The organism is Sorangium sp. So ce296 (genome assembly GCF_051529605.1).
GTDB classification, from domain to species: Bacteria; Myxococcota_A; Polyangia; order Polyangiales; family Polyangiaceae; genus Sorangium; species Sorangium cellulosum_D.
The window spans coordinates 12021225-12034115 of the sequence record NZ_CP150325.1; the positions used below are offsets into that span (position 1 = coordinate 12021225).

Here is a 12891-nt window from a genome sequence, read left to right on the forward strand (position 1 = left end):
ATCCTCCCATCATCCCCCGAACCAGAGGCTGTTCACGCCCGCGGTGAAGGGCGCCTCCGCGCCGCGTTCGTCGACGAGCGCGCCGAAGGGGACGAGGTGCAAGGGGCCATCCAGGCTGAGGAAGACCCAGCGGGTGTCGCCGAGGAGCTCTCGGACGGGCTCCATCAGGAGACGGTCGAGGTCGCGGGCGGCCGGCCTGGGGTCGTGCGTGAGATCGTGGTCGGCGAGGGCGCGGCGGAGGGCATCGACGGCAGCCTCGAGGGGGGCGGCCTCGCCGAGATCCGTGAAGGCGGGGTCGCCGCCCGGCCCGAGGACATACGCGACGTAGCGGGGGGCGCCCCAGTGACCCGACCGCGTGTCGGGGCGGAGGTGGTAAGGACGATACTGCGCGATCTCGACAAGCGCGGCGCCTTCGGGGATCGCCGCCTGCACGTCGGGCAGGATCACGGGCTTTTGCTCGGCGCGGAACGAGGCGCTCCGCTCTCCGACCTCCGCTTCCAGCGCTTCCCGCTGCTGCTCGAGCGCGGCGAGCCTCTCGCGGTGACGAGGCCGCGGCGTGGCTCGCCCGCTGCGAGGCCACGGTCGGCCCGCGCCGGCAAGGCGGCGCAGGCTGGCGCTGAGAAGGCGCCGCGACGGCCGCGCGCCGGAGATCCCGGCGGGGGACAGGGCGCGCGAGGCGAGGGTGAGCCGCCGGCGATGTCAGGGCGAGCCGTCGGGGTCGCGCCGGTCGGGCATGACGATGCCCTGATGTTGCCTGCACTCCGTGCCGTTCCACACGCAGCCCTCCGGGCAGACCGGCGGCGGACCTGCGTCGACCACCGGGCACACATCGGCGGGCGCGTCGGCGGGCACCGCGGTCCCTCCACAGGCGCAGAGCGCGGCGGTCATCGCGATGAAGAGGGAGCTCGGCGAGAGGATCGACGGGAGACGCATGTTCCTCCAAGAGGACCTGTCGTTGCGCGTGCGGCGCAGGACGGCGCCCGCAGATGCCCCGGCCGGTAGGACGCGTCAACTCATCGATGCATCGACGATGAGGCGGCCTTCACCCCACAGCCTGCGGGCTGTGGGTAGTGCTCAGTTTGCCCGGAGAGAGTTCACATGAAGGCGGGAAGGCGGTAAGATCATTGGTCTTTTCTTCCTGCCTTCCCGCCTTCCCGCCTTCATGTTCAATTTCAGCACTGCCGGCCTGCGCGCGGCCTAGGCGCTGCAGCGGGAGAGCGCGTAACGGAGAGCGCTCTGGAGCAGCCCGAACGTCAGAAACGCCCCCTCCGCGCTGCCGATCTCGGTCATGGTCCGCGCGATCGCCGGCGAGATCCCGGAGACGAGGCACTGGCTACCGAGGAGGCTTGCCGCGCGCACCACGGCGAGCAGGTGCGACACGGTCGCGGCGTCCACCGCGCTGACACCGGTCAGGTCGAGGATCGCGAAGCGCGCCTGTGTCCGGACGATCTCGGGGAGCAGCCGCTCCATGATCTGCGCCGCCCTCGCGGTCTCCACGGCGCCGATGACCGGCAGCACGAGCACGCCCTCCCACGCCTGGATGATCGGCGTCGACATCGCGAGCATCGTCTCCTGCTGCTGCCGCAGCAGCGCCTCGGCGCGCTCGCGCTCGGCGTTCTCCTCGGCGAGCTCGCGGTTCTTCCGCTGGAGCGCCTCGGCGTCGCTCTCCCGGCGCCGGAGAGCCTCCCGGAGCTCCGCTTCCAGCTGCTTGGACGCCGTGATGTCCTTGACCGTCACCGCGACTCCGTCGTCGAGCGGGACGATCTGGTATTGCAGCCACAGGCGCTTGCCCCCGGGCAGCGGGCTCTCCGTCTCCACGAGCAGCCGCTCGCGCGTCCGAAAGACGTGCTCGTATTTCTCGAGGAGCCCGAAATCGCGAACCGCGGGAAAGACCTCGGCGACCCGCCGGCCGAGGATCTCCTCGCGCGGCTTCGACGTCACCTGGCTCACCAGCAGGTTGGCGTCGGTGAACACGAAATCAACGGTCTCCCCCGGCTCGCCGACCGTGCGACGCAGCAGGCAGAACCCGTCGAGGCTCCCGTCGATCGCCGCCCGGTACCGCGACTCGGCCGCGAGCAGCGCCTCCTCGGCGCGCCGGCGCTCGGTGATGTCGCGCGCTACGAAATAGACGAGCTCAGCGTCCGGGTAGATCGCCGAGTTCCACTCGATCCACAGATACGAGCCGTCACGGCGTCGATATCGGTTCACGAACGTCGCGGTGGCCTCGCCGGACAACAGCTTCGCCGACGCGGTCACGGTGCGCTCGCGATCTTCGGGATGAACGAAGTCGAGGAAGGGCCTGGTCAGGAGCTCTTCGCGCGAGAAGCCGAGCGTCTGCTCCCAGGCCCCGCCGATGCGCTTGAAGTATCCGTCGAATCCGGCGATCCCCACCAGGTCGACAGAGAGCTCGAAGAAGCGGTCGAGGTCGTCGCTTCGAGAGGCTTCAGGCATGATGAAGAGCATGGCTATCACCTCCGCCGCGGGCCGTCGACCCCCTCGGCCAGGCGCCCCGCAGCGAGCCGCGCGATGGCCGCAAAGCACACCACATCAGACCACGAGGTCATGGCAAGTGCGCGGCCGCCTCGCGCCCGCGGCTGTGGCGCCCGTCGGACCGCATCGGCGTCGTGCGCGCGACGCCAGCCCACCCCATGGCCACCACCCGCTTCTATCGGGCCGGCGATCCCTACGGGCTCTTCTCCAGCGTCTCGCGCCGTCCCGCCTCTCGCTCACGTGTCACGCGCCCGAGTCATGAATGCGCCGCGGGGGCCCGATGCTCCGGCGCTGCGCGCTCGTGACGCATGCCATGACGTGGGCGTCGATCCCGGCGTGATGCCGTCTCGGGCGAAGACGGCCTGATCCTGCGATCCGAGCTCGGAGATTCCGGCTCGACGGCGCGAGCGCCGAGGTTATCGTGCGACCCCGCAGCGCAATCGGGCCGACCCGCGGAGGTAGAGAGGTAGAGATGAGCCAGGGAGAGGGACAGGACGCAGCGACCTATCGCGTCGTCGTCGATCACGAGAAGCAGTACACCGTCTGCCCCGTCGAGCGCGCGATCCCGCGCGGGTGGCGGGAGGCCGGCAAGCAGGGCTCCGTCATGGAGTGCCTCGCTTATATCGATCAGGCATGGGAGCGCCTGCGCGCCCCGGCGGAGGTCGCGAGCGCGCCTTCGCGCTGACGTTCGCGAGCGCGCCTTCGCGCTGACCTCCGGAGCGCACCTCCGCGCTGACCCCGCGCGCGGACGCCGCCAGGCTCCGGCCCCCGCACCCCTCCGCTCCGCCGCCCGCCGCCAGGCTCCGGCCCCGCACCCGTTCGCTCCGCCGGAAAGCTGCGCGCCGCGCGCCGCCGTCGGCCCTGTCCTTGACACGCCCTCGCGCACGGTTTAAACGATTGTTTGAAACGGTTGATCGTTGGGAGTCTGCCGGAGAGCAGCGGCTCCTGGTTCGGCCGTGCAGAGCGGAGGTGTGCGATGACGTGGTGCAAGACCGTGCGCGTAGCGCGGGGCGCGGCGGCGCTCGTGCTCGGGGTGATGGGGGTGACGGGCTGCGGGGACGACGAGCAGGCGCCCTCGCCGTCGGGGTCGAAGGTGACGTGGTATCGGGACATCCAGCCGCTCGTGGAGCGCTCGTGCGCCTCCTGCCACGACGGCGCGGGCGTCGGCGGGGTGGCGCTGACGGACGCCGCGACGGCGCAGCGGCTTGCGGAGCTCATGGCCCTCCGGGTGAGCGACGGGGCCATGCCGCCGCCGGTGCTCGACCCGAGCTGCCGCAGCTACGCGGGCGCGGAGCGGATGAGCCTCACCGTCGAGGAGCGCTCTCGCTTCGAGGCCTGGGCCAGCGCGGGCGCGCCGCTCGGCGATCCGGCCGACGCGCCCCCGCCGCAGCGCGCGAAGGACACCATCGAGGCGCCCGACGCCACGCTCGAGATGCCCGAGGCGCACGACGTGACGCTCGACGACGACGGCAACGAGTACTTCTGCGCGATCATCGACAACCCCTTCACCGAGCCCGCCTGGATCACGGCGTTCGAGGCGATGGTCGGCGATCCCGCGGTGGTGCACCACATGGCCGTGTATCGGGATCTCGCCGGCGACGCCGGTATCGGATACGGCGTTCCGCCGGGGACGCGCGCTTTCCCGTGCCGCGATCCGGTCATCGAGCTCGACTGGCAGCTCCTCCACAGCTGGGCGCCCGGCGTCGGGGTGACGCGGCTGCCGGAGGGCGCCGGGGTGCGCGTCGAGCCGGGCGAGCAGCTCGTCCTGCAGATGCATTATTTCGGGCGCCGGGGCACGAGCAGCCGCGATCGATCGGGGTATCGACTGCAGCTCTCGCGCGAGCAGCCCCGCGCCGAGGTTTACATGGATGTGTTCGGCCCGGTGCCCTTCACGATCCCCGCCGGCGCCGCGGGGCACACCGAGCGGAGCAGCACGCAGAACGAGGGCCCGCCGCGGCTCGTCTACGGCCTGTTGCCGCACATGCACCTGCTCGGCCGCTCGTACCGGGCCTGGGTCGAGCGCGACGGCGGCGAGGAGGAGTGCGCGGCGCGCGGCGAGTTCGAGTTCCACCACCAGGCGCTCTACATGTTCGACGAGCCGCTGCGCTGGGGGACGGGAGATCGCTTCGTGGCCGAGTGCACCTGGGACAACACGGCCGAGAGCGAGGGGCAGTTCCAGCTCCCGCCGCAGGACGTGCCCTGGGGGGAAGGGACGAATCAGGAGATGTGCTTCATGGTCGCGTATCTGTCGGACGAGTGATCTCCGGGCGCCGTCACGTCGCGCCGAGGTCGAGCCGCATGGCGCAGCGCCGCGCCGGGTCGAGGCCTTGACGCGCCTCGTTCTTCAGGATCGCCGCGAGCCGCGGCGGCGTCTCGGCCGGCGACAGCTCGCGAAAGCCCATGGCGGCGTAGAACGGCCCATTCCAGGGGATGGTCCGGAACGTGGTCAAGGTGATCGCCTGGAGTTTCGCGCTCCGCGCCCACGCGATGACATGGCCGAGCAGGCGCCGACCGAGCCCCTGGCCCTGGCGTTCGAGCGCGACGTCGAACTCGCGGATATGAAGCTCGTCGCCGATCGCCTCGGCGCCCAGGAACGCGATGGGCGCGCCGGCGCCGTCGTCGACGACCCAGAGCGTCCCTGCCCGGAGCGCATCCCGCCATCCGTCGGCCGGCGTCACGCTGGCGAGGGCATCGAGGTTGAGGTCCGTCCCCCGGAACGCCTCGCTGGCCGAGCGTTCGATCTCGGGGAGGCGAGGGAGATCGGACTCGATGGCTTGTCGCACGAACGCTGACGTCATGGGGTGGCGATGGCTCGAGCGTAGCTGGATCGGCTGACCTGGGATCGACGAATCTAACGATAACGAGGGGGCGCGCTCTTCAATTATCCGCGCGCGTGACGGCTTCTTGCGATCGTCACGAGCCTCAGCGTGACGCCCGGCTCGTCGAAGTCATCGAGGATGTCGCCTATCTACGCACATCCCCCCGAGCACGAGCTGCACCTGCACCGGGGTACCTCGGATGTTTCTGGCCGACGTACCGCTCGATCGCGTGCTCCTGAACGCCTGAGCCGTGCGCGATACCGTCCAGCACGACGGCGTTCCACTTCCACCTGCACCCCGAGCTGGTGTTTCATGGAACGGTCCCCCCACCAACGCGCGAGCTCGATCCGTGCCCCCTGCCGCCTCGCCCAACTTCTCCTTCCTCGCCCACCACGACCCGCGCCTTGCCGTCCTCGGCACGCAGGCGGAGCGCTACTTCACCGAGGACCCGAACACCTGCCTGGTGAAGCTGCGGCAGTTCGGCGAGATCCTCGCTCAGCGTGCCGCGGCGCGCCTCGGGCTCTACACGTCGCCCGAGGACAACCAGGCCACGCTGATCAACCGTCTCCGCGAGCGCGGCGCGCTCGACGCGACGAGGGCTCGATCGTCCGCGAGACCGACGTGTACTCCGCCCTCAAGGCGCGGGTGGACGAGGATCGCTCGATGGGTCCGCTCGATCACCTCCGGCGCCTCGACAAGTTCTCGCAGTACTACACCATCCTGCTCCGGCCGCAGCACGAGCCGAGCGCCCAGTTGCGGGACCGGCTGATGCGGCTGAACCGCCTGGAGGTCACTGTCGCGTATCCCTTCCTGCTGAACGTCTATGGGGACTACGACCGCGGTGCCCTCTCGGAGGCCGACGTTATCGACCTGCTCGACACGCTCGCGAGCTTCCTGGTCCGCCGGTTCGTGTGCGCGGTGCCCACCCACGGCCTGAACAAGATCTTCGCGCCGCTGTACGCGCAGGCGTCCGCGGAGCCGAAGTTCGTCGAGGCCGTCCGCAAGATCCTCGCGGGCAAGGGGTACCCGAGGGACGAAGATTTCCGCGACCGGCTCGAGTCCGCGCGCCTCTACGGCGCCGGCGACCGGCGCGAGAAGACGAAGCTCCTGCTCGAGCGGCTGGAGGCGTCGTTCTGGCACAAGGAGCACGTGGTCACGGCCGGGCTCACCATCGAGCACGTGATGCCGCAGTCGTTGACCGACGAGTGGCAGGCGGAGCTCGGGGCGACGTGGGAGGAAGATCACGAGCAGCTCCTGCACACGCTGGGGAACTTGACGCTCACGGGATACAACTCGGAGCTCGACAACGATCGGTTCTCGGACAAGCAGAAGCTCTACGCGGAGAGCCACCTCGAGCTGAACAAGTACTTCGCCACGGTCGAGCACTGGACCGCGGCGGAGATCGACAAGCGCGCCGAGGCCCTCGCCGAGCGCGCCCTCGCCGTGTGGCCCTACTACGGCCCGGTCCACGTGCCGGCCGGCGCGACGGACAAGTCCCCGGTCACGGGAACGATCCCGCAGACGGTGCAGGTGCGCGGGCGCAGCTACCCGGTCAAGGCGTGGGTCGAGGTGGCGGCGGTGACGATGGAGACCATCGCGAGCCTTGGGGACGAGGAGTTCGACCGGGTGGCGACGGAGCTGCCGAAGTTCGTGAACCGGGACGCCTCGTCGTTCCGCAAGTCGAGCCGGCTGAAGACCCTGACGAACGGGGCGTACATGGAGATCAACCTGTCGGCCGCCGCGTTCCACCGGTTCTGCGTGCAGGCGACGCAGCTAGCCGGTCTCGGCCCGTACGAGTGGCGGGTGCGCTACGCGCCGCGCGCGGTGGCGGAGTCGGCGATGGCGGGCTGAGCTGAGCCCCTCGACGGGGTGTTTGGTTCGCGTGTCCTTGCCTGACGTGACTGTCTTCAGCGCGGACCCCCAGCCTCGGCCGCGTTTCTTCCCGCGCCATCCGGGGCGTGCCGGATCCCGGCTGACGGTAGGGGTGGCGGAACGTCGCACCCCCGCCTTGCCACGATCCGTAATCGTTGCGACAGTACGGACATAATTGTGGCTTAGATTCCAGTTGACGCCGCTCTCTGGTGGGGAGAAACCGCACGAGTCGGGGGTAGAGATGGGGGACGGGCTGGGGACGAAAGCGCGCGCGCTCGTTTTGTGCGGCTGTGCCTGTGCGCTCGTCGTCGCTCCGGAATCGGCGAAGGCTTTCGAGCTCAGCGGCGGCGTGAGCGTGGGCGGGATCCAGATCGGGACCGGTCCCAGGCTGGCGCTGAGCCCTTTCGTCGGCTTGCTCTGGCGCCAGGAGAAGGAGCTCCTGCTCGAAGTCCACAACATGTTCAGCGTCGTTCCAGGGGCACGCGTGGGGGCCTGCGATCGAACCGCATTCACGCTCGTGTACGCCTGGAGGACCGGCAAGGTCAGCCTGGGTCCGTCCTTGTCGATCTATTCAATGCCGGTATGCGGAGCCACGATCTGCAACCGGGTGGTGGGGGTTGCTCCGGGCGGTCATGCCCAGGCCGACTGGTACTTCTCCGAGCCTTTAGGGGCGTCGTTGAGCGCCAATGCGGATTGGGCCGGCGGAAACAGCCGTGTGCTTCATGGTAATCTGGCAGCGATGGTCACTGTTGGGCCTGTCTGGAGATTCGGGGGAGATTCCAAATGAACAGAGCTTTGGCCACCGTGCTTCTCGGTCTGGTGGCTTGCAACTACGACGTGGGCGAGTGCTGGGTCCCCGGTGACGAACCGAGCGGGGCCGGGGGTGGCATCATCAACCCGACAGGGGCCGGCGGATTCGGGGCTGTGCCGCGGCAGCCACAAATCATCGGCGACTCCTGGGATCTGTGCAGCTCGCAAACCGTGGAGTGCACGGTCATGTGGAGGGCCGGTTCGAGCGCTTGCAGAGGACGCGAAGCCAGTTGTACAACGATCTACCAGGGCCAGCACGCCTCGCTGGACGAGGCCGAGGAGCAGTGCGAGAGAATCAATGGGGTTGGAAGCGACTCCGGAGCGCAGTCTTGTGGTTCTTGTGAGTGGGCGACGAGCTCGGCGAATAATTCTTGCCGCAAGATCTGCGAAGAAAGAGCAGAGGCTTGCGAAGCGGAATGTCGCAAGCTCCCTGAGGAAGACAAAGTGGCTCGTCGGAGATGTTGGGAGGCGTGCAATAATGCCTATGCTGAATGCGTCAAGAAGTGCAAGGGCTAACCCATGAGCACGCATACGCCTCCCAGATCGCTGGTGCGCACGCTTCAAATGACCGTGGCCGGATCGAGCGACGTTCGCGACATCATCGTTCGTATCGGGTTGCCAGAGCGCGATCCCGTTTCAGGCGGAGACTTCCGGGTGCTGGTTGAGATCGAGGGGTTGGATGAACCGTACTCGCGCCACTTCCATGGCGTCGACGAGCTCCAGGCATTCCTCGCGGGTTGCTGGATTGTGCCGCAAATCCTGCCTGCTCTCGCCCCACCTGGCGCCAGGCTGACATGGCTCGGGGAGGACGACCTCGGGTTCGGGACTCCTTCTGCGACCCCATGAAGCGCACTTGCAGCGCGGCGCCGGCTTCCGCCGTGGGATTTGCGATAGACACGAGTCTTGGTTGTCAGGGAACGCCTCAAAAAAATATGATTCGTGAGCTGCTGCGAAGGTCGTGCCAAGCGGACAAAAATCAAGTCTGTTGCGTGAGGTGCAATAATGAATGTTGATTGTATCTCAGAGGATGTGGTCGAGGCTGCTGGGGGCGTCGGTGCTTGAGCTCATTGCAAAGTTTACGCCAGCAGATGGAAGCTCGCCGCGAACGATCACCCTCCGGATCAGCGACGTGCGCCCCGATCCTGATGGGATCACGTGGTCCGTCGCCGTCGACGTGCTCGGGTTCAAACACGATGACAGCGTGCGCTTGAAGCAGGTGGACTGGGTGCACGCGATTCGAGACGCCGCGAGCTTCATCGCCAGGATGGTGGCAGACAAGATCGAGCACGCAGGCGGAGGGACGCTCGATCCGCCCCTCGATCCGCCGGAGTGGTGACCCACGACCGCACGCGGACGGGGCGGCGCAGCCGGCGGGGCGCGCGGGCTCAGGGCGCCGGTTTCTGGGCGGGCGCCGGGCTCGCGGCGACGGACGGCGCCTGGGCGCGGGTCATGGACCGGATCGCGTGGTTGAGCGCGGCGCGGAGGTTGCGCTGCGTGTTGAGCTGCGACATGTCGAGCCCGAGCGCGACCATCGTCTGGGCGACGTTCGGCTTGATGCCGGCGACGATGCCTTCGGCGCCGAGCAGCCGGATCGCGGTGACGAGCTCGATGATGTGGCTCGCGACCTTCGTGTCGACGACCTCGACGCCGGTGAGATCGAGGATCGCGTATCGCGCTTGCTTCTCGACGATCTTCGAGAGCAGGCTGTCCATGACGTCGGCGGTGCGAACGCTGTCGACCGTCCCCACCATCGGGAGCGTGAGGACGCCGTCCCAGACCTCGATGATCGGCGTGGAGAGGTCGCGGATGACCCGCTGTTGCGCCTCGATCTGCTGGAGCTGCGTGCGCAGCTCCTTCTCGGCGCGCTTCGCCTCGGTGATATCGAAGGACACGCAGACCACGCCCGCCCCGGGCTCACCGCGATCGTCGCGCAGCGGAATGGCCCAGAGGTCCCAGTAGATGCCGAAGAACTCGTCGCGATGGCGGTGCGTCGTCCCGTCGAACCACGCATGAAGGTCGATGCCTGCCTTGCGCGCCTCATCGTCGAAGATCTCGAACCAGTTCGCCCCGACGAGATGCCCGGGCTTCAGCCCAGCGTTCGCGAGCCCCTTCCCCTCGTGGTAGAAGCACACCGCATCGCGATCGAGCCCCCAGATCACGGTGTCGTCCAGGTGCTCGACGATGGCGTCGAACATGCGCGCCTTGGAGCGAAGCGCCTCGAGCTCCTCCTCCGTCGCCTCGGTCGTGGCCCGGAGCGTCCCGAAGACGACACCGCGGTCCGACGACCGCCTCGCGTTGCAGGAGAGCGGCCGGTGCGCCCCGCTTCCGTCGCGCAGGCGAACGCGGAAGGAGACGGGACCCTCCGCAGCGACCAGCCTCGACCAGGCCTCCGCGAGCGCCGCGCGATCGTCCGGGTGAGCGAGCTCCGCGAGCGTCGCGCCCTGCAAGGCCGCGGGGCCGAGCACCTCCCGCAGCGCGTCGCTCGCGTGCAGCAGCGCCCCCTCGGCCGACGCGACGAAGAGCAGGTCTGGACAGCCGGCGAAGAACTCCCCGAGCAACGCGTTCGAGTCAGATTCCATCAGGCGCTCATCTCCTTGAGGCGGGAGAAGGAAAACTACCGTGAGCGGAGCGTATCAGGGAAGGGTCCTCGCGCCGCCTCGGCGCTGTCATGCCGCGAACAGGCGGAATCGGCGGTGGTGGAGATGCGGAAGGAGAGCGAGGCCGCGCACGTTGCGCGCGGCCTGTGCAATTCAGACCGCGCTCAGCGCTTCTGGAACCCTCGCCGATGCGCCGGGCCGAACAGAAGTCGCCATCATGACTCACATTCTCCTGCACGAGCTCCTGATCGGCGCGCACCCGGTGGATCCGATCTCGATCCCGGCGCTCATCCAGGTAGCCGACCTGGAGATTCCCATGTCGAGAGGGGAGAGCCCAGCTCCGATCGCGCCCGCCCCGCCCCCCCTTACCCGATCCCCACGCGCTCCTCCGGCAGCCGGTAGCTCCGCGCCCTCGCCTGGTTCGCCAGCGCCAGGGCCAAGGTCAGCGGCCCGATGCGCCCGATGAACATCGCCACCGTGATGACCAGCTTCCCCGGCGCGCTCAGCGACGGCGTGATGTTCGCCGACAGCCCGACCGTGGCGAACGCGCTGACCGTCTCCAGCGCGAGCCCCATCGGGTTGTGCGGCTCCAGGGCGAGCATCACGAGCAAGAACCCCGAGACGAGCACCACCATCAGGAACGCGACCCCGAGGGCACGGCGCACCGTGCCCGCAGGGAGCGTCCGGCCGAGGAGGCTCGGCGCCTCGTCGCCGCGCAGCTCGGCGCGCACCGTCGCGAACAGCGCGGCGACCGTGGTCACCTTGACCCCGCCCGCGGTCGACCCCGGCGCCCCGCCGATGAACATCAGCATGCACGTGAGCATCCACGTCGCCGGGCCCATGAGCCCGTAATCCACCGTGTTGAAGCCCGCGGTCCGCGTCATCGCCGACTGAAAGAAGCTCGCCAGCACCTTCACCGGCCACGACAGGCCGCCCATCGACCGGCGCCACTCGAGCGACAAGAAACCCGCAGCCCCGACCACGAGCAGCACCGCCGTCGTGATCAGCACGACCCGGCTGTGCAGCGACAGCCGCGACGGGCGCTCGCCCCGGAGCCGCAGCCGCGCCCGGCGCAGCAGCTCGTCGTGCACCGGGAAGCCGAGCCCTCCGAGGATCACGAGCGCCGCCACCACGAAGGACACCGCGGGCGAGCCGACCAGCGGGACGAGCCCCTCCCGGAAGAGGGAGAAGCCCGCGTTGCAGAACGCGCTGACCGCGTGGAAGACGGCCGCCCAGAGGTGATCGCCGGCGCCCGAGAGGGGCTCGCCGGCGACGGGCCCGGAGGCTATCGGGTGGTGGGGCAGGAAGCTGAACAGCAAGGCGAGCGCGCCCACCGCCTCGATGACGAGCGTGAACAGGACGATCGCGGCGACGTTGCGGCGGAGCTGGGCGAACGACTCGGCGTCGATCATCTCGGCCATCACCGCCGCGTCGCGGAGCCGGAGCTTCCTGCCGGCCACGATGGCGAAGAACGTCGACAGCACCATGAGCCCGAGCCCGCCGACCTGGATCAAGAGGAGCAGGACCGCCTGGCCGAACGGCGTGTACGTCTCGGCGACGTTGTGCACGGCGAGCCCGGTCACGCACACCGCGCTCGCGGACATGAACAGGCCGTCGATGAACGAGGCGTGCTCGATGTCCCGGAGCGACTGCGGCAAGGTGAGCAGGAAGCTGCCGAGCAGCGTGGCGACCCCGAACGACACCACCATGAGCCGGGCCGGGTGCTCCGCGGCCGTCGCCAGGAGCCGCTCGAGCGGCCGGCGCCCCAAGATGCCCCCGAGCGCCACGAAGAACGCGAGCGCCGTGTACGTGCGGTAGAGCGCGACGACCCGCTGCCCCGGATCCCCGGCCGGCCGCCCGAGCACGAGGAGCCACTTCTCGCCGAGGCACGCGAGCAGCAGGACGAACGCGAGCACGAACAGGGCGAGCCGGGGCTTCCTGGCCTGGAGCCTGGCGCCGGCGAGCGCCCTGCGCAGGCGCTCCAGCGAGACCACGGCCGCGACCCACGCGGGCACGAGCAGCGTCTCCACCGCGGTCAGCGCGGCCGAGGCCCGCGGCGTGATCGCCAGGGCGAGGTCGACCCCGAGGAGGGCGGCGCTGCCGACCAGCAGGGGGGCCGGCCGCATCCACGCGGCGCGCCTCCGGGGCGCGATCGAGACGGCGCCCGTCGCGGCGACCCCCGGCGCGGGCTGCGCGAGCATCGAGGCGACCGTCGGCCGCTGCGGGGCAGGGGCGCCGGACGGCGCGGTGCGCGGCGCGCTCGGTCGCGACGACGGGCTCGGCGATGGATCCACGCGCCGCAT

At 69.4% G+C, this 12891-nt stretch carries 12 protein-coding genes; 6 read left to right on the forward strand and 6 right to left on the reverse strand.

The features are described 5' to 3' along the window. Positions 1-9 precede the first annotated feature (9 nt). The 3 genes from WME98_RS44340 to WME98_RS44350 form a co-directional block, all read right to left on the reverse strand. Entirely contained in the window at positions 10-447 is a 438-nt protein-coding gene (locus WME98_RS44340; RefSeq protein WP_437947654.1) for a CHAT domain-containing protein, read from the reverse strand. A 252-nt stretch (positions 448-699) separates the two neighbouring features. After that, entirely contained in the window at positions 700-933 is a 234-nt protein-coding gene (locus tag WME98_RS44345; RefSeq protein ID WP_437947655.1) for a hypothetical protein, read from the reverse strand. A gap of 264 nt (positions 934-1197) precedes the next feature. Further along, a complete protein-coding gene (locus WME98_RS44350; protein WP_437947656.1) occupies positions 1198-2463 on the reverse strand; it encodes a PAS domain S-box protein in 1266 nt (421 codons plus the stop codon). 499 nt (positions 2464-2962) lie between these two features. Here WME98_RS44350 and WME98_RS44355 point away from each other — a divergent pair, with 499 nt between their 5' ends. Together WME98_RS44355 and WME98_RS44360 are read left to right on the forward strand one after the other, a co-directional pair. Then, entirely contained in the window at positions 2963-3175 is a 213-nt protein-coding gene (locus tag WME98_RS44355) for an MbtH family protein (protein ID WP_437947657.1), read from the forward strand. Between the two features lie 291 nt (positions 3176-3466). After that, on the forward strand, positions 3467-4750 hold the full coding sequence (locus WME98_RS44360; protein ID WP_437947658.1) for a hypothetical protein: 1284 nt from the start codon (positions 3467-3469) through the stop codon (positions 4748-4750). A gap of 13 nt (positions 4751-4763) precedes the next feature. On the opposite strand, the gene WME98_RS44365 is transcribed toward WME98_RS44360, so the two are convergent. Next, positions 4764-5288 (reverse strand): GNAT family N-acetyltransferase, encoded by a 525-nt coding sequence (locus tag WME98_RS44365; RefSeq protein WP_437947659.1) that lies wholly within the window; start codon positions 5286-5288, stop codon positions 4764-4766. Between the two features lie 684 nt (positions 5289-5972). Here WME98_RS44365 and WME98_RS44370 point away from each other — a divergent pair. From WME98_RS44370 to WME98_RS44385, 4 genes are all read left to right on the forward strand, one after another. After that, positions 5973-7160, forward strand: a complete 1188-nt coding sequence (locus WME98_RS44370; RefSeq protein ID WP_437947660.1) for an HNH endonuclease family protein — start codon at positions 5973-5975, stop codon at positions 7158-7160. Positions 7161-7422: 262 nt separating this feature from the next. Then, positions 7423-7968, forward strand: a complete 546-nt coding sequence (locus tag WME98_RS44375) for a hypothetical protein (RefSeq protein ID WP_437947661.1) — start codon at positions 7423-7425, stop codon at positions 7966-7968. A gap of 542 nt (positions 7969-8510) precedes the next feature. Beyond that, the gene (locus tag WME98_RS44380; RefSeq protein ID WP_437947662.1) at positions 8511-8837 is read left to right on the forward strand and encodes a DUF6968 family protein; all 327 of its coding nucleotides are present in this window, start codon (positions 8511-8513) and stop codon (positions 8835-8837) included. 283 nt (positions 8838-9120) lie between these two features. Then, positions 9121-9327 (forward strand): hypothetical protein, encoded by a 207-nt coding sequence (locus tag WME98_RS44385; protein WP_437947663.1) that lies wholly within the window; start codon positions 9121-9123, stop codon positions 9325-9327. Positions 9328-9376: 49 nt separating this feature from the next. On the opposite strand, the gene WME98_RS44390 is transcribed toward WME98_RS44385, so the two are convergent. Together WME98_RS44390 and WME98_RS44395 are read right to left on the reverse strand one after the other, a co-directional pair. Further along, entirely contained in the window at positions 9377-10570 is a 1194-nt protein-coding gene (locus tag WME98_RS44390) for a PAS domain-containing protein (RefSeq protein WP_437947664.1), read from the reverse strand. 383 nt (positions 10571-10953) lie between these two features. Next, entirely contained in the window at positions 10954-12891 is a 1938-nt protein-coding gene (locus WME98_RS44395; protein ID WP_437947665.1) for a TrkH family potassium uptake protein, read from the reverse strand.